This is a genomic window from Vicinamibacteria bacterium, from assembly GCA_035620555.1.
GTDB lineage: Bacteria > Acidobacteriota > Vicinamibacteria > Marinacidobacterales > SMYC01 > DASPGQ01.
In genome coordinates this window covers 1-17234 of record DASPGQ010000163.1, presented here as the reverse complement: position 1 = coordinate 17234, position 17234 = coordinate 1, and the positions used below count along the sequence as shown (strand labels likewise).

17 protein-coding genes are annotated in these 17234 nt (G+C 63.4%); 11 read left to right on the top strand and 6 right to left on the bottom strand.

Translation table 11 applies throughout. The features are described 5' to 3' along the window. Nucleotides 1-2674, bottom strand: a 2674-nt coding sequence (locus VEK15_06255; protein ID HXV60278.1) for a PD-(D/E)XK nuclease family protein, incomplete at its 3' end; no start/stop codon positions are given. Nucleotides 2675-2827: 153 nt separating this feature from the next. Here VEK15_06255 and VEK15_06250 point away from each other — a divergent pair. Then, entirely contained in the window at nt 2828-3529 is a 702-nt protein-coding gene (locus tag VEK15_06250) for a CDP-alcohol phosphatidyltransferase family protein (protein ID HXV60277.1), read from the top strand. Continuing rightward, nucleotides 3526-3972 (top strand): GtrA family protein, encoded by a 447-nt coding sequence (locus VEK15_06245; protein ID HXV60276.1) that lies wholly within the window; start codon nt 3526-3528, stop codon nt 3970-3972. The genes VEK15_06250 and VEK15_06245 overlap by 4 nt, the downstream gene beginning before the upstream one ends. A 34-nt stretch (nt 3973-4006) precedes the next feature. On the opposite strand, the gene VEK15_06240 is transcribed toward VEK15_06245, so the two are convergent. The 3 genes from VEK15_06240 to VEK15_06230 form a co-directional block, all read right to left on the bottom strand. After that, complete coding sequence (locus VEK15_06240; protein ID HXV60275.1) at nt 4007-4459, bottom strand: putative toxin-antitoxin system toxin component, PIN family; 453 nt, start codon at nt 4457-4459, stop codon at nt 4007-4009. 3 nt (nt 4460-4462) lie between these two features. Next, nucleotides 4463-4732: a type II toxin-antitoxin system Phd/YefM family antitoxin gene (locus VEK15_06235; protein HXV60274.1), complete on the bottom strand. Its 270-nt coding sequence runs from the start codon at nt 4730-4732 to the stop codon at nt 4463-4465. A 403-nt stretch (nt 4733-5135) separates the two neighbouring features. Then, on the bottom strand, nt 5136-5432 hold the full coding sequence (locus VEK15_06230; GenBank protein HXV60273.1) for a hypothetical protein: 297 nt from the start codon (nt 5430-5432) through the stop codon (nt 5136-5138). Nucleotides 5433-5761: 329 nt separating this feature from the next. Between VEK15_06230 and VEK15_06225 the strand changes: the two genes are divergently transcribed. Beyond that, nucleotides 5762-6370, top strand: coding sequence for a hypothetical protein (locus tag VEK15_06225; GenBank protein HXV60272.1), 609 nt, complete (start codon nt 5762-5764; stop codon nt 6368-6370). A gap of 7 nt (nt 6371-6377) precedes the next feature. Here the strand turns inward: VEK15_06225 and VEK15_06220 are convergent, their stop codons facing one another. Further along, on the bottom strand, nt 6378-7067 hold the full coding sequence (locus VEK15_06220; GenBank protein ID HXV60271.1) for a VIT1/CCC1 transporter family protein: 690 nt from the start codon (nt 7065-7067) through the stop codon (nt 6378-6380). 102 nt (nt 7068-7169) lie between these two features. On the opposite strand from VEK15_06220, the gene VEK15_06215 reads away from it, so the two are divergent. From VEK15_06215 to VEK15_06185, 7 genes are all read left to right on the top strand, one after another. Beyond that, nucleotides 7170-9488, top strand: coding sequence for a sulfatase-like hydrolase/transferase (locus VEK15_06215; protein ID HXV60270.1), 2319 nt, complete (start codon nt 7170-7172; stop codon nt 9486-9488). A 54-nt stretch (nt 9489-9542) separates the two neighbouring features. After that, entirely contained in the window at nt 9543-10742 is a 1200-nt protein-coding gene (locus tag VEK15_06210; GenBank protein HXV60269.1) for an efflux RND transporter periplasmic adaptor subunit, read from the top strand. Then, the gene (locus VEK15_06205) at nt 10742-11437 is read left to right on the top strand and encodes an ABC transporter ATP-binding protein (GenBank protein ID HXV60268.1); all 696 of its coding nucleotides are present in this window, start codon (nt 10742-10744) and stop codon (nt 11435-11437) included. Before VEK15_06210 ends, VEK15_06205 begins: the two co-directional genes overlap by 1 nt. Next, nucleotides 11434-12591 carry an FtsX-like permease family protein gene (locus tag VEK15_06200; protein HXV60267.1) on the top strand — a complete coding sequence of 386 codons (1158 nt, stop codon included), beginning with the start codon at nt 11434-11436 and terminating at the stop codon, nt 12589-12591. The genes VEK15_06205 and VEK15_06200 overlap by 4 nt, the downstream gene beginning before the upstream one ends. After that, nucleotides 12588-13775 (top strand): ABC transporter permease, encoded by a 1188-nt coding sequence (locus VEK15_06195; GenBank protein HXV60266.1) that lies wholly within the window; start codon nt 12588-12590, stop codon nt 13773-13775. The genes VEK15_06200 and VEK15_06195 overlap by 4 nt, the downstream gene beginning before the upstream one ends. A 1-nt stretch (nt 13776) precedes the next feature. Further along, nucleotides 13777-14337, top strand: coding sequence for a redoxin domain-containing protein (locus tag VEK15_06190; protein ID HXV60265.1), 561 nt, complete (start codon nt 13777-13779; stop codon nt 14335-14337). A gap of 68 nt (nt 14338-14405) precedes the next feature. Further along, on the top strand, nt 14406-14570 hold the full coding sequence (locus VEK15_06185) for a hypothetical protein (GenBank protein HXV60264.1): 165 nt from the start codon (nt 14406-14408) through the stop codon (nt 14568-14570). A gap of 173 nt (nt 14571-14743) precedes the next feature. Here VEK15_06185 and VEK15_06180 read toward each other — a convergent pair whose 3' ends face one another. After that, nucleotides 14744-15490 carry a carbohydrate deacetylase gene (locus VEK15_06180; protein HXV60263.1) on the bottom strand — a complete coding sequence of 249 codons (747 nt, stop codon included), beginning with the start codon at nt 15488-15490 and terminating at the stop codon, nt 14744-14746. Between the two features lie 45 nt (nt 15491-15535). Between VEK15_06180 and VEK15_06175 the strand changes: the two genes are divergently transcribed. Further along, the coding region (locus VEK15_06175; GenBank protein HXV60262.1) for a glycoside hydrolase family 3 N-terminal domain-containing protein at nt 15536-17234 on the top strand (1699 nt) is incomplete at its 3' end.

Genomic DNA, 17234 nt, shown 5'->3' with positions numbered 1-17234 from the left:
AGTCGGCCCGGGACGTCGTCTTGCGATCGCGAAAACTGATGTAGGACGCCTCGCGTACCGCCGCTCCGAGCTCCTGCGCCAGGGACATCGCGTAAAGCGGGACCTGTAGAGCCGTTTGCGCGTCGGGCGATCGTCCGCTCTTGTAATCGAAAACGTGAAGGGTGCCGTCCTCGTCGACGTCCGCGCGGTCGACGCGACCCTTGATCCGTACGTACCACGGGGATTCTCCCGATGGGCCGCGGTCGACTTTCAATGGGGCTTCGAAGGCGTGCTCGACGAGGCGTCTCCTGAGAGGTCCTCGGGCGAGCTCACGCCGGAGAAGCCACGGAATCGCGCCAGGCTCCCCCGCGTTTCCGAACAGCCGGGAGAATTCCGGCTGCCGGTGCTCTCCGCGAACCTTCGAGATCGCCACCTGTCGAAACAAAGCGAGCGCCTCGTCGTAGTTTTCCTCGGTAATCGGACGCGGACGCTCCGCGCCGCGATCCCACTTCGCGAAGGCGTCCTGGAGCAGCTGGTGGAGAATCCGACCCCGGTCGCGAGCGCTCAGCGTTTCGTCGACGACCTCCTCCTCCTCGAGCCCGAGAAGGTAACGGGCAAAGTATTTGAAAGGGCATCGAAGATAGAGCTCGAACGCCGTTGGGGAGACCGGCTCGAAAACCTTCGGCGGCGAATCGATGATGCCCGCCCGTCGATCGACCGCGAAAGGTATCGAGGCGTCGAGGACCCCTCGCCGCAGTGCCTCCGATCGAGAGACCAGGATCGTCTCGAGCGGACCAATCGAATCCACTTTCACGGCATCGCTTTCCAACCACGCCTGGGCGTCCTCGAGAAAAGGCGAGGGAACGGTAGGCATCTCGTCGTCGAGCTGGTGTCGAAAGAGCACGACGTGCTTGGAGGCGCATTCGAGCAAGCTCAGAAAGCGGCACCTCTCGCGCGCGAGCAGCTCGCGGTCGGAAGGCCATCCGAACTCGGACAGCAGTCTCTGCGGGTAGAAGATGTTACGTTCGCCGCGATCGGGCCATTCGCCGTCGTTGAGACCGAAGAGGAGCACGAGATCGAACGAGCCGAAGGTGGCCGAAGCGGCGTCGACGATGACGACCCCGCCAGTTCCCGTACGCGGAGCAAACGTATGAGACTCGATCGCCCGATGCAGTTTCTCGCGGAAAGCGAAGAAACCGATCGTCGGGTCTCCCGCTTGCTGGGAGGCGGCCGCGAGTCGGTCCAGGATCGTCTCGAGCGCTCTCTGCGCTCTCCGAGTGCGAGAGAGCTCGGACTCGGGGCAGGCGTCTTCCAGCGGGCGAGAGAATCGAGCGAGGAATCGCTTCAGCGTTTGGATTTTTTGGGAGAGCGAGGCGGGCTCCCCGAGCGGTGCCAGCAGCTCTGAGGCGGTGACCACCGCGGCGAGAGCGGAACGGGCTTTGTCCGACGACCCGCCGAATCCCGGAAGACTCGGCTGAACGGGCGGGCGGTCGAGCCGCTCGAGGAGCGAACGCCACCTCTTCGTCGAGCCCGGCTCTCTCAATCGCAGCGTCAGCCGGTCGAAAGCCGCTGTCTCCGCCCCGCCCACGTGCTCGAAGCGGAAAAGAGGACTGCGCAGCAGCGCGAGAGCGAAGGGGCGCGCCCCGTCGTGCTCGACCAGGTCGATGAGAAGGTCGACCGCGGCCACGATCGGTTCCCGGGCGAGCGGAAAGCTGTCCTGGAGCTCGTAGGGGATGCCCGCCTCCCGAAACACCTTCTTGGCCAGGTAGGAATAAGGCAGAGGCCGGGGCACGACGATCGCGATGCGGTGAAGCGGAGGAAGTCGCTGCTTTTCTTCCAGCAACTTCAGAAGACGAGCCGCGTCCCGAAGGCACTCCTCCCGATCGCGAGCGACGAACGTGAGGGAGTCGTGACCCTCGGGAGCGAGCAGGGAAGGCCGGGGAAGGGCCGGCGCGGGGTCGATCCGAATCGTGCCGGAGAATCGAGACAGCTCGGGCGAGTGCTCATGCTCGATGACGAATTGAAGCTCGGCGATTCCCTCGGCCTCCCTCACGAGGTCCAGCTCGAGCGGTGAGAGCGTCTGCGCTCCGAGAACCACGACTTGGCGGAAGGGGAAAGCTGCGTAGAGATCCTCGCGCGCCCGGGGACGGTCCACGAGGCCGAGCGTCTGAAGCCGTCGCCGATACTCCAGGATCGAGGCGTCGAGGAAACGCGTCAGTTGAGCGAGCTTCTGCGCTCCCTGGTCGTCGGGAGCGTCCAGCTCCTCGAGAGCGCGGCGAACGAAAGGTTCCCAGCCCTTTGCCCGAAGCATCAGGTCGTCGTGGAACGCGAGTACCCGCGACGCGAGGGAACCGCGTACGGCGAATGGCGGCAGGAGGCCTGTTCGTTCGGTCGCTTCGAAAGCGGCCTCGAGCAGGGCCTCGCGGAGCAAGGGATCGACGAGACGATGACACGACGAGTCGATCAGGGCATTCGGAGTCGTGATCGTCGGAAGGATGGCGGTGTTCCGCCGGGAAACGAGCAGCGAGTCCTCGATCCAGTACCTCACGAGGTGCGCCGCCGATGTGGTGGGGACGAGCACCGCGAGCTCGGCGAGCGCCAGGGGATCTCGGTTACACCGCTCGGTGAGGAACCGCGCGACATACTCGCTCACGCCGCGGAAGCCGCGACAACCCGTGAGCTCGAATGCCGGCATCGGTCGCCATTCTATCCATTTGGATAGCGTTCAACGGTGCCAGGCGCGTGCCGCTATCCGATTGGATAGGCGTCGGGCGGCGGACAACCCGTTCTTTCGTGGGTTCCCGGGTGGAACGCCTCTTGCACGACCAAGGCTGATGGAGGTGTAACGATGAGCACGACGACGATTCCGGTCGAAGCGGACATCACCCGCGATCTCGGCAGCGTACTGTCCGGTGTGGAGAAGCGTTTTCTGGTGTGGATGGCGGGCCGCTTGCCCGCACCGATAAACTCCGACCATCTCACTGTGCTCGGCCTCGTGGGCATGATCGGCGCCGGGGCGAGCTTCTGGGCGGCCGCGATCGAACCGCTTGCTCTCGTCGGTGTCGTACTCTTCCTCTTCGTGAACTGGTTCGGCGACAGCCTCGATGGAACGCTCGCCCGGGTTCGAGGCTGCCAGCGCCCGAAGTACGGATACTACGTCGACCACGTCGTCGACGTTTTCGGAGCCTTCTTCCTGCTCGGAGGGCTGGCATTGTCGGGCTACATGAGTCCCGTCGTCGCTTTCGGACTGATGGTCGTCTACCTCATGGTCGTGTCCGAGATCTATCTGGCTGCCTACGCCGTCGGGACTTTCCGAATTCACTTTCTGCGGCTCGGGCCGACCGAGCTCCGAATCCTCTTCTCGATCGGGACTCTCTATCTTCTGGTGGGCACCCACACGACGATCCGCGGCAAGGACTATCTCTTGTTCGACGTGGGCGGCATCTGCGCGATCGTGGGTCTCTTCGTGACCCTTCTCGCTTCCGTAATGCGCAACACGCTGCATCTCTACCGGGCCGAGCCGGTCAGCGAGCCAGGGAAAGGTCGTTGATCCGTTTCATAAAGTTCAGCGCCGTCGGGTGGATCGGCGTCAGCGTTCAGCTCTCGGTGCTCTCGCTCTTGAAAGGCGTCCTGGGCGTCCACTACCTCCTGTCCACGGTCGTCGCCGTCGAATCAGCGATTCTCCACAACTTTCTGTGGCACGAACGCTGGACGTGGCGTGACCGCGGACTTCTCCGCGGCATCGTCCGACTTCGGCGCCTGCTTCGGTTCAACTTGACGAGCGGGCTCGTCTCCATCCTTGGAAACGTCGTGTTCATGCGGCTATTCGTCGGCGAGCTCGGGCTTCACTATCTCGTGGCGAACCTCGCGTCGATTGCTTCCTGCGCGCTCTTGAACTTCCTCGTCAACGATCGGCTCGTCTTCCTCGCTCCCGAGGATGCGGTGCCGGCGGCGCGTCAGGGATGCTCTTGCGTCAATTTACAGGGACACTAGTTGAAACGAAGCGTGTAGTGCATCCCGCCCTGTTTCAGTCATTGTCGCTCGAAGTCTCGGTCGAGTCGTCGAGGAGGTCCAGGAATTGTCGCGGCGTCACGATGCGAACGCCTTGCACCTCCTCCAGCTCCACGAGGTGGCGGTCACCCGAGACGATAAAGTCGGCGCGTCCATCGAGTGCAGCGGCCACGTACAGATCGTCGTCCGGGTCCGATTCCACAACCCGAACGTCGGGCACCCCACTTACGACATCAGCGAGAACGCCCAGTGACTCGACCCAGGCGTCCAACTCCTCATCGGTGGCGTCGATCTTTTTGCGCACCTTTGGATAGTCGAGGCCTTTTCGGACTTCCTCCAGGATGTCCTTGGAAACGATGACGGTGTGGGCACCCTCCCTCAGGAGTCGTTTGATGATCTGGCCCGGCGGGCCTTGAGGACGAATCAGCGCGCTCAGGTAGACGTTCGCATCGACGACGACGCGAGCCATCGCTCAGAGCGTTCCTCGACGACTCTCGTGTTTGGCCTCGTTGGCAATCCGATCGGCCTCGGATTGTGAGATCGAGCCCGGTTGTCGCGCCATCAGCGCGAGCAAATGGCCACGTGCGGCTCGCTCTAACTGCTCGAGCTTCTCTATCGGGACGACGGCCGCAAGCGCCTTTCCTTTGCGCTCGATGATGAATTCGTCGTAGCGAAGCGAAACTCTGTCCAGAATCTCTCCGAGCTGTTTACGCACATCGATCGTCGAGATGGTCTTTTTCAACTTAAGCTTCTCCTATAACTATAATAATTATAATATATATACTATTTTAATTTCTGGTACCCATATCTCGAGCCGCGCAAGCTCTCCCATTGTCAGAAAAAGCCGACGTGACGAGCGGAAGCCGCCAGCTCCGCCATCGTCTAATCCTTGGGGTACGCGAAACCTCCGGCCTCGCCGATGATGTCGCGAGCCGCCCGATGACCGTCGTGCCCTCGCTCGGCACTCCCAATGAAACGAAGAGGGCGCGCTCTGCACAGTGATCGTTCCCGAGGCCGCGATCGGATGAAACGGTGCGACCTCGGTTTGTCCATCGAGCTCACCGAAGTCGACGTCCGGGCTCGCGGCCATCACGCCCAGGCTCGCGTAGACTGCGGGGTTCCAGGTCAAAACCGGCGTTTCGACGTCACGGGGAGACCGTTCCCGGATCGAGCGGATCGACGGACGCAAGACGTCCCTTTACCCCGAGCCTCACTACGTCATCGCTTCGAACGTAGAATCGATGAGCTCCGGTTACGGCCGGCTGACCCGCCCGGTCCAAGCCTGCCCTGAACTTATCGCTTTCAATACCGGAGCTCATGCCCCACTCGAAATCGACGATGGGATCGACACTTCCGAGCTCGATTCGGGACGTTCGCGGAACGAGATCCGCGAAGCGCGTGTCGTTGGAACCGCTCCGATCACGGTCAAGACGATTCGACAAGAAAGGTTCTTCGACGTCTCCCCGATCCTCGGTGAAGTCGATTGGTGCTTCTTCCTCGATACCCGGTCGAGACGCGGCGTCGATCCTTATCCCTTACGACGGCAATACGAACTCGTCGTCACTAGCGGGATGCGGTCACCGGGCACGATCCTGACACCGGCTGAGAGCTCTGGCACGCGAGCGCCCTCAATCCCGAGAACAACGGGGGCCTACCGGATTGTCGCTTCGTCTCAGCGGTTCGAAAATGGCAGCGCGAAACCGTCCGGCAGCGTAGAATCGAATGGGTTGAGTCCTTTCCGTTTTTGCGATTGATGCCGAATCCCGTGCCCATGGGTTTGCGAAGAGCGCTGTGGCTCGTCGCCGTCGTTGCCACTGCAACTCCCGCCGCCTCCGAGGATTGGTCTTTCGCACTCTCGGCATTCGTTTTCGATCCGCCCAAGGACAGCCCTTACATCTCGCCAATCTTCTACGCGGACCGGGGTGGCTTGCATCTCGAAGCGCGGTACAACTACGAGGACCTCGAGACCGGCTCGCTCTTCGTCGGGAGAAGCTTCGATTTCGGAGAGAACGTCTCGTTCACGGCGGTTCCGATGCTCGGCATCGTGGCCGGGAGCACCAACGGCGTCGCGCCCGGTGCGGAGATCGAGATCGCCTGGCGCCGGCTCGCGCTCTACGCGGAGTCGGAGTACGTCCTCGACCTCGAGGACAGCGACGCGAGCTTCCTCTACACCTGGAGCGAGGCCACGCTCGCTCCAGTCGATTGGCTGCGGTTCGGCCTTGTGGTGCAGCGGACGAGGACTTACGACACCGGCCTCGACCTCCAGCGAGGCCTGCTGATCGAGCTCTCCCACGCGAAGCTGTCGTTCGCATTTCACTGGTTCAATCCCGATCGGACGGAGGACCAGGTCTTCGCCTACGCGGCGGGCTACGAGTTCTGATTTCGAATCAACCGCCGAGCGCGATGGCGACGATCACCAGCAGCATTCCTCCAATCATGAGCGCCAAGCCGGCGCGTAACGGCGGGAGGTTCGTGTGCCGCGCCCAGCGATATCCGACCAGGAACAACGAGCCGATCAGGATCGCGTTCGAGACCCTGAGGGCCACCCAAGCGTTATCGATGAAGAGAAAGGGAACGGCTGCGGGGACGCTGGAGAAGAATACCAGCCAGAAGCTTGCGACGGCGCCGAAGACGTCTTCCCGGTTGAGCCGTGCGGAAGGGGGCTCTCTTTGTTGGACGGCGCGCACGATCCTTCGGTACAGGGCGGCGCGCTCGCTCGGGTCCGTCACGTGCTCGAGGATCTCGTCGAGCTCACCCGCGACGAGGCGGGCCGCGCGCTCCGCGCTCGCCGCCCCGCGGATCGCGTCCCGGAGACGCGCCCGCCTGGCTCGCTCGAACCGCATGCCGCCCAGATACATGATCCCGTCGATGAGTCCCCACGCCACGTTGCACCCAACGGTCGCCGCGAGGAGCTCGCGGGCGGCGTCCGGTCCTTCGCGAACCAGCACGCCTGCGCCCAGCGTGAAGGTCAGCGTCATGATGATCCCGAAGAGAATCTCGGACAAGCTGTCGCCGGGCGCAAGGTATCGACTGATGAGGCCCTCACGAAACGTCTGCATGGCGTTGGACGTCTGCATTCTAGATTCGCCTCACGGGCAATAGCGCGATGGTAGAATCTTTTTCTCTCGGCCACCTCTTTCGACGACGGAGGGGGCGTGAGAGGGAGCTTTTCGCGCGGCATGTCGCAACGTAGCCGACTCTCGGCCCATTCTCAGGGATTCTACCTTCTCTGCCTCTTCGGTTTTCTCACCGTCTACAACCTGGCTCTCAAGATTACGCGGGTAGCCGCGCATCCGGACGTAGCCGGCACCTGGCAGGTTCTCCGATCGGACCTCCTGTTCAACCTCGGGTTTGCGACCCTTTGGGTCGCCTTGGCGCTTCGGGCATGGCGGTCGCGACTTCGCTGGCCGGTTCTGGTCGCGATGCACGTTTCGTGTCTTCTGTACGCGATCATCACGACCGGCGCGCATCGTTACTTCGACGCGACCGGCACGGTGCTGGACTTCGGGCTGGTCGTGTTCGCCTTTGCGAACTTCGCCGAGAATCGCGTCGTGATGGCGAGCGAGACGCCGTGGGTGCAATACGGGCTCGTCCTGGGCTATCTCTGCGTCGGGCCGTTTCTTCTCACCGAGGCGGCCCGCCGAGGTCGACCACCCGCAGGGACCCATCCTTCGCTCGATTTGCTGTCTCTCCTCCGTCGTCCCCTCGGACCACTGGGCGCGGTCTTGTGTGTCCTGCCCGTCATTTCCGCTCGAGCGAATCTCGATAGCCCATTCGCGCGGGACCCCGTGGTGCAGCTCATCGCCACCGCCCCCGGGAGGGACCTGATTCCGGGGGAGGGCGACGCGGCGGCGCCAAGACCCCCGATCGATGTCGAGCTCGAACGGCGCGATCGATCGAGACCGCTCAACGCCGTCGTGATCATCCTGGAGTCCACCGGGGCCTCGGCCACCACCCTCCATTCTCCCGAGCTCCCGACGACACCGTTTCTCGCCGACCTGGCGGGGCGTGGACTGGTGGTGGAGCGCGCTTACTCGACGATTCCTCACACGTCGAAGGCGCTCATTTCGATCCTGTGCGGCATCGAGCCCCGGCCGATACGCGAGTTGACCGAGGTGCTGCCCGGACTCGTGCCCGCCACCTGTCTGCCCGAGCTTCTCGAGACCGAGGGCTACCGGACGGTCTTCTTCCAGTCCGCCACGGAGCGATTCGAGCGGCGCGGAGAGCTCGTCGCCAATTTCGGCTATCGAGATTTCTTCGCTGGGGAATCGATGGACGCCGACGGTTTCGAGCGAGCGAACTATTTTGCCTACGAAGACGCGGTCATGCTCGAGACGAGTCGCCGGTGGCTGTCGGAGAATGGCTCGACTCGTTTCTTCGCCACCTACCTGACGGCGACGCCCCATCACGATTATCTCGCACCGCGACGATACGGCCGGCTCGAGCTCACCGAGGACGACGAGCACAACCGCTACTTGAACTCGGTGCGATACCTGGACTTCTTCGTGCGCGATCTCCTGGATCAATTCCGTGAGCTCGGCTTGTTGGGCTCTACCGTCTTCATCATCGTGGGCGATCATGGTGAGGCCTTCGGGGAGCATGGCCGTCGAAAACACGACGACGTCCTGTACGAAGAAGTTGTACGCGTGCCATTTCTCGTCCTGGACCCGCGCAACGAGCAGGAAAGACGGGTGAGCGGTCCTGCGAGCCTCCTCGATGTCCTGCCCACGCTGGTGGACGCGTTAGGCTTCGACGTCGTCGATTCGAGCTACCCGGGGGAGTCGGTCTTCCGGATTCGGGACCCAGGTCGGACGCTCTATTTCAATTGTTTCAACCACGGTCGTTGTCGCGGGCAACTGGAAGGAACGCGCAAGTTCATACATTATTACGACGAACAAGCCGACGAGCTGTTCGATCTGGCGAACGACCCTTTCGAACGTCACAACCTCGCCTCGACCGAGAGCCCAGCGATCGGCCGGCTGCGAGCCCGATTGCGAGAATCGTGGCAAAGCGTGGATCTCATGTACCGTCGGCACCACCGAATGCAGATCGATCCGTTCTTGTCCGAACGAGAGCCTCCGGTCGAGAAGCGGCTGGGGGTGTCTTTCGGCGATCGTCTCGAGCTCGTGGGGGTCGATCTCTCGACCGAACGGCTGCGTCGCGGTGAGAGCTTTAGCGTCTCCTATCACTTCCACGTCAAGACGAGATTGCCCAAGGGGTGGCGGATGGTGGTGGAAGGGGAAGGGCCCACGGGGAGGGAATCCGCCGAGGTCGGGCACGAGCCATTCGACGGACTCTACCGTTTGCGATTCTGGAAGCCCGGCTCCTATGTGACCGACGTGCAGCAAATCACGGTTCCCGCGGAATGGAGTTCCAATACTTTCAACGTCTTCTTGAGCTTTTTCGACAAGGGGAGCGAGTCCCTCGTGGACGTTGCCAGCCATCGTCCGAGCGAGAGGAAACGGGTGCTCGTCGCGAGCCTCGCCATCGTCGACTGACGAATGGGCTCGCGGAGTTTGATTTGCCCGAGGGGACCCCGCTAATTTGTAGGCGTGGCTGCCAACCTCGACGACCTGAAGATCGACCGCAGCGAAAGAAACGAACCGCGTTCGGTGGCTTGGCTCGCCTGGGCTATTCTGGCAACCGTTGCGCTCGCCGGGATCGGGTTTCTCTGGTTGCGACCGAGCGGCAAGCTCGTCTCGACCGCCACGGCTCGAGCGAGCGAGACGCCGAGTGGGCAAACCGTACTCAACGCATCGGGTTACGTCACGGCAAGGCGGCGGGCGACGGTGTCCTCGAAGGTGACGGCGAAGGTCCTCGAAGTGCTGATCGAAGAAGGCATGGAAGTGCGCGAGGGGCAGATTCTGGCAAGGCTCGACTCATCGAACACCGAAGCGAGCTTGAATCTCGCCGCGGCGGAGCTTCGCGCGGCCCGCACCGCCCAAGAAGAGACCAGGGTGCAGCTCGAGGAAGCCGAGCTCCAGCTCGAGAGGACAAAGGCGCTCGTGCGCGATGCGGTCGTGAGTCAAGCGGAGCTCGATCGGGTCCAAGCGACGACCGATTCCCTCCGAGCGCGCCTCGAGCGACAGCGCGAGGAGGTCGAGGTCGCGGAGCGACGCGTTGCCGTGTGGAAACAGCAGCTCGAGGACACGGTGATCCGGGCCCCGTTCGACGGGATCGTGACGACGAAGGACGCTCAGCCGGGCGAAATGATCTCACCGGTAAGTGCCGGGGGGGGATTCACCCGCACCGGCATCGGGACGGTGGTGGACATGAGCTCCCTCGAGATCGAGGTCGACGTGAACGAGAGCTACATCAACCGGGTGCGCCCGGGACAGAGCGTCGAAGCCACACTCGATGCCTATCCGCAGTGGAAGATCCCCACGAGAGTTCTCGCCATCGTGCCGACCGCGGATCGCGATCGGGCGACGGTCAGGGTACGCATCGGCTTCGACGAGCTGGACCCGCGCATCCTTCCCGAGATGGGTGTGAAGGTCGCTTTTCGAGACGAGCAACCGTTGACGGACTCGCGACGAGTCGTTTCGATTCCCCAGCTGGCCGTCCGAAACGATAATGGCCGAGACGTGGTGTTCGTAGTGAATGGGGAGCGAGTGGAAAGAAGAGCGGTTACCATCGCGCCCGGTGAGGGTGACGAGGCGGTGGTGCTTTCCGGTCTCGAAGCAGGCGAACGGGTGGTCGTCGAAGGACCGGAGGATCTGGCGGATGGCGACGCGGTGGAGGAGCGATCGTGATGGTGGACAACGGCGGGCTCGTCCGAGTCGACAAAGTGAGGAAGTACTTCCGGCGAGGCTCGGAAGAGATTCATGTGCTCGAAGACCTCGACCTGGAAGTCCCCAGGGGCGAGTTTCTCGCGCTCATGGGCCCCTCGGGTTCGGGCAAGAGCACGCTCTTGAATCTCATCGGAGGCCTCGACGCGCCGAACCAGGGCTCGGTCACGGTGAACGGGGAGCGCATCGATCGACTCACGGGAGCGAAGCTCGCTTCCTGGCGGGCACGGCACGTCGGCCTGGTGTTTCAGTTCTACAATCTCCTTCCGGTCCTTTCGGCGGAGCGGAACGTGGAGCTTCCGCTACTTCTGACGCGTCTGTCGCGGAGCGATCGGAAGAAGCATGTGGATACCGCTCTCGCGATCGTGGGCCTATCGGACCGCAAGAAGCACTATCCCAGGGAGCTATCGGGCGGGGAGCAGCAACGAGTGGGCATTGCGCGCGGTATCGTGAGCGACCCGACGCTCCTCCTGTGCGACGAGCCCACCGGTGACCTCGACCGAAAATCGGGCGACGAGATCCTCGAGCTCCTGAAGGCGCTGAACCGGGAGCACGACAAGACGATCATCATGGTGACGCACGATCCCCACGCGGCGGCGCGCGCGAGCCGCAAGCTATATCTGAACGAGGGGAAACTCAGCACGGAGCCGGTCGAATGACCCTCGGGCGCCTCGTGCTGGCGAACCTCATGCGCAGGAAGGTTCGTACCCTTCTCACGGTCCTCTGCATCGTGGTGGCATTCGTGCTCTTCGGCTATCTCTCCGCCATCCGTCAAGCGTTGAGCCAGGGGGTCGACGTTGCCGACGCAGATCGTCTCGTGGTGCGCCACAAAGTTTCCCTGATCCAGCCGCTCCCCGGGAGCTACGAAGCGGAGATCGAACAGTTACCTGGCGTCGCCCAAGTCGCGCACGCGAGCTGGTTCGGAGGCATCTATCAGAAACCCTCGAACTTCTTCGCCCAGGCGGCGGTTCAGCCCGAGGACTGGCTTTCCATCTACCCCGAGTATCTGCTCTCCGACGAAGAGAAGGACGCCTGGTTCCGCACGCGCACCGGGGCCGTCGTGGGACGGGCCACCGCTGAGCGCTTCGGCTGGAAGGTGGGGGACCGGATTCCGATCCAGGCAACCGCCTGGACGCACAGCGGGGGAAACCGGCTGTGGGAGTTCGACCTCCTCGGGATCTACGACGGAGCCAAGCCGGGTACGGATACGTCTTGGTTCTTCTTCCATTACGACTATTTCGACGAGGCTCGCGACTTCGGAAGGGGAATCGTCGGCTGGTATGTCGTGCGCATCGAGAATCCGCGCGAAGCCGCCGCCGTCGCCAAACGCATCGACCAGACGTTCGCCAACTCGCCGGCGGAGACCAAGGCGGAGACCGAAGGCGCTTTCCTGCAGTCGTTCGCCGATCAGATCGGTAATATCGGCGCCATCGTCATCGCGATCCTCAGCGCCGTTTTCTTCACCATTCTCCTCGTGGCCGGCAATACGATGGCGCAGTCGGTGCGCGAGCGCATCGGAGAGTTGGCGGTTTTGAAGGCGATCGGCTTCAACGACGGCCAGGTCGTAGGTCTCGTTCTCGCCGAAGCCTGTACGATCGCAGGTATCGGCGGCCTTCTCGGTCTTGGGGTTGCATGGTTTGTTATTTCGCTCGGAGATCCGACCTCGGGAGCGCTACCCGTCTTCTTCTTCCCGACCGCCGACGTTCTCGTCGGCGTCGGCCTCGCCCTCGCACTTGGCTTCGTGACCGGAAGCTTTCCCGCGCTCCAGGCGGGTAGGCTTCGCATCGCCGATGCGCTCCGGAGGCTCGGATGAACTGGCTGACTCAAATCGTAGCTCTGTCGGAGGTCAACTTGCGCACGCTACCGGCGCGAAAGGGCTCCGTCGCCGCCGCCATGTTCGGCATCGCCGGCGTGGTCGCCGTTCTCGTCGGCGTCCTCTCGATCGCGCAGGGTTTCCGGCACGCGATGACCGTCTCGGGTAACGACGATACGGCGGTGGTCATGCGATCGGGGGCGGACAACGAGATGATGAGCGGTCTTTCGGGAGAGAGCGCGCGCATCATCGCCGACGCCGAGGGCATCGCTCGCGGTCCGGCGGGGCCGATGGCATCTTCCGAGCTCTTCGTGATTATTGCCGTCCCGTTGCGTTCCACGGGCAAGGACGCCAACGTTCCTCTTCGCGGTGTCGTCCCCGCCACCTTCGACGTCAGACGGGACGTCCAGATCGAGGAGGGCCGTACTTTCCACTGGGGACGCAACGAAGTGATCGTCGGGGCGGGCGCTCGGCGAGAGTTCGTCGGTCTCGATCTCGGATCGAAGATTCCGGTGGGCCAGCAGGAATGGACGGTGGTGGGAATCTTCGGCGCCAACGGTGGGCTCTCGGAATCGGAGATATGGACCGATGCCGCCGTGCTTCAACCGGCTTACCGTCGCGGGAATTCGTACCAGGCCGTATACGCAAGACTCGAGAGTCCCGATCTGTTTCAGAATTTCAAAGATCGATTGACGACAGATCCGAAGCTCAACGTGAAGGTGATCCGACAGACCGAGTACTACGCGGAGCAATCGACGGTTATCGTGAACCTCATCACCGGCTTGGGAAGGCTCATCGCGGCGCTCATGGGCCTGGGAGCCGTCCTGGGCGCGCTCAACACGATGTACAGCGCCGTCGCCTCGCGCACCCGGGAGATCGCCACGCTCCGCGCTCTCGGTTTCAAGAGCTCGCCCATCCTGCTTTCCGTTCTCGCCGAAGGCGCCGCGCTCGCGCTCATCGGAGGAGCGATCGGGGCGGGGCTTGCTTACGCCGCCTTCGATGGGTTTCGCGCGGCGACGATGAACTGGCAGAGCTTCTCTCAAGTCGCTTTCGCTTTTTCCGTGACCCCGACGCTTCTCGCACAGGGGATCGTCTACGCGTGCCTCATCGGGCTCGTGGGAGCCGTGCCTCCGGCGATTCGCGCCGTCCGTCTGCCGATCGCCCAGGCGCTTCGGGAGCCCTGAGATGGCGATGAGACGCTGGCCCGTGCTCGCCTCGTTTCTCGCCGTCCTGCTCGCCGTTGGGTGCCGCCCTTCGCTCGAGCTCTACGACCTGGATGGGCGAACCGTAGATCCCTTCGAGGGCGGTGAGCCGACGGCCTTCGTGTTCGTTCGGAGCGACTGCCCCATCGCGAATCGCTATGCGCCGGAATTGACGCGACTCGATGCCTCGTTCTCATCGAAAGGCGGTAGGCTCTGGTTGGTCTATCCCGATCGCATGGAGACCGCGGCGACCATCCGCGCGCACAAAGAGGAGTATTCGCTCGCCATGCCGGCGTTACGCGACCCGCAACATGATCTCGTGCGTCGCGTCGGGGCTTCGATCACGCCCGAAGCGGCAGTGTTCGACGCGGGTGGCACGATGATCTATCGGGGCCGCATCGACGACCGGGTCCCCACCTACGGCGCCTGGAGAGCGCCGACGACGAGAGAGCTCGCAGGGGCGATGGAATCGGCGCTCGAGGGTCGGTCCTTCGAGCCCGCCGTCACCACGGCTGTAGGTTGCTTCATCTCGGATCTGCAGTAGTCCAGCGCTGAGACCGGGAACCCTCACGAGATCGGTGGTGTCTAACCCATCGACGTGGAGGGACGACCGTGAACGTTTTCGAAGTGTGGTTGGAAAGCTGGACGATGACGGACTCGATCTTCTTCGGCACTGTGGGTCTGGTCATCATCGCCGTGGTCTTCTTGCGACCGCTCCTCGCGAGTAGGCGGGATGCGGGGCCGCCTCAGCGCGCTAGCTCAGACAACGGAAGTTGACAAGCTCGATCGCTCGATGCGTTATCGCGCTGTTTCCTGCCGGCGCCGTCCGACACCGTAGAGTCCCGCTCCGGCTCCGAGCGGGAGGAGCGTGAGGACGCAGAGCTTTAGAGGGTTCGTTCAACCCTGGAATTGCCTCAGCTCTCGGGCGTATCGATGGGGGCCGACCCGTTTCAACGGTTCGTGAGCTCGATGCCGAGGTCTACGAGAGCCCGTCTCACTCTTTCCGAGGTCAGCGTCCGGAGCTCTTCATAGCGCGGCTCGCGATAGCTTGTGAGCGAGGCAAGGGTATCGTCCACGGTTGCCGGATGACACATGAGCTCACTCGTTCCCTCCTCGAGCCCCTTCAGGATCTCCAGGAGAGGGCTTTCGCCGACGAAACCCTCACCGTAGAACGTTTCCACGAAGTGGTCGTCGGTCGGGATTCCCTCGCGGCGGAGTCGGCTGCGCGACGGCTCGTCGGGCGAGCGCACCGGAATGCTCAGCCCCCGGGCTTCTTCGATCACGGCGGTCAGAACCCCGGGTACGGCGTGGACGTGATGGTGGCCATCGATATGCGTGGGAGGGCGACCCACGCCGTTCTCGAACCTCTGAAGCTGCGCGCGGAGCTCTTCGCGGACCTGACCCGGACTCACGCGGTCGCGCTCGCCCGCGTCCCATCGGCGAAAGTGTCCGTCCTTGTCGAGCAGTGCGCCCAGTGGCTTCCTCGGTCCCACGGGCTCGCCGAACGTGAGCACGAAGTGAAGCCCAATCGCGAGCGACGGGTTTGCCCGCGCCTGGCGAAAGGCGTCCTGGGTGGCCGGGGCGTTGACCATGAGGGAGGTGGCGGTAACGATGCCCTGCTGGTGGGCCTCGACGATCCCCGCCACTACGCCGGGGCTCAGGCCAAAATCGTCCGCGGTGACGACCAGGCGCTTCATAGGATCCGGATTCTACGCCACACCACGGTGCGCTAGGATCGCCTGGTGCCCAAGCCGTTTGTTTTCGGTCTGCTCGTTTTCTTTGCCGCCTGCGCGGGTCGGCAATCTGGCGTCCCCGCGGACACGACACCGGATTCCTGGGTGGAGACGACCTTGCGTGACCTGACGCTCGAACAGAAGATCGGGCAACTCATTTTTCCCCGCGCGGAAGGAGCGTTCTTCAACGAAGACGATCCGCGGATGGTAGAGATCCTCGAGGCGGCTCGCGAGGGCCGTATCGGCGGGGTGGTCCTGTTCGCCGGAGACCCCTACGAGACCGCTGCCATCGTGAATCGACTCCAGGAGGTGTCGACTCTGCCGCTCTTGATGGCTTCGGATCACGAGTACGGCGCGGGCATGCGCGTGAAGGGAGCGAGCCGATTTCCTCGAGCGATGGCGTTCGGAGCCGGCGGCACCGAGCGCGACATCGAGTTCCAAGCGGAGGTCACGGCTCGCGAAGCGAGAGCGCTCGGAGTCCATCTCCTGCTCAGCCCCGTCCTCGACGTCAATACCAACGCTGACAACGACGTGATCGGGACCCGGTCTTTTGGAGAAATCCCGGAGCGGGCCGGAAGACTCGGCGCCGCTTTCATTCGGCGCGCACAAGCGCTCGGCGTTCTCGCGACCGCCAAGCACTTCCCCGGTCACGGAGCGACGGCGCTCGATTCCCATTTCGACCTTCCGGTATTGAGAAAACCGAGAAAACAGCTCGAAAGCGTGGAGCTCGTGCCGTTTCGTCACGCGATCGACGCACGAGTCGCCGCGATGATGCCGGCTCATATCGCCGTGCCTGCGCTCGACGGTCGTGACGACCGTCCGGCGACCTTGTCGCCCGATATCCTGGGAGGCCTCCTTCGCGACCAGCTCGGGTTCGATGGGTTGGTCGTGAGCGACGCGCTCGATATGGGCGGTGCGCGGAAGTCCGCGTGGGACGGGCAAGTGGCGGTGGATGCGGTCAACGCGGGCATCGACGCGCTTCTCGTGCCTCCCGATCCCCTCGTGACCTATCGCGCGTTGCTGCGCGCGGTCCATCGTGGTGAGCTGACCGAATCTCGCATCGACGCGTCGGTCCGCCGAATCCTCGCGGCGAAGCAACGGGTCGACCTCCACCGACGGCGCACCGTGGATCTTGCCGACCTCTCACGACGCGTAGCGAAGCCCGAGGTCCAGCAACGCATCGAAGACATGGCCGAGCGCGCGGTAACCGTCGTGCGCAATCGGGGTCGGGTGCTTCCTCTGGATGGTCGAGCACCTGAGCGAATTTTTCTCGTCGAGCTCGTCGACCCGGCCCATCGCGACGAGGAGCCAGACCTGATTACAAAGGAGCTCGAACGGCGCGCCTCGAGCGTAAGGCGAGCTCGTGTCGACGCACGAGAGGTGCCCACCACCCCAGGCTGGCTTGCGGCGCGTCCCGACGAGCGGGTGCTCCTCGTGCTTGGGAGGACGGACGCGGATTCACGGGTTATGGAATCGCTGAAGCCGAGTCTCTCCGATACATCGGTCGTCGCGAGCCTCGATAGTCCTTACCGGCTGGCGGAGTTTCCCGAGGCGGCGGCGCTCGTGGCAGCCTATGATGACGCGCCGGCTTCGAAGAGAGCCCTCGTGCGGGCGCTCTTCGGGGAGATCGACCTCACCGGGAAGCTTCCGGTGACGCTCTCGGACGAGTATCCTGTCGGGACGGGTATCGAGATCCCGAACCGGCGGA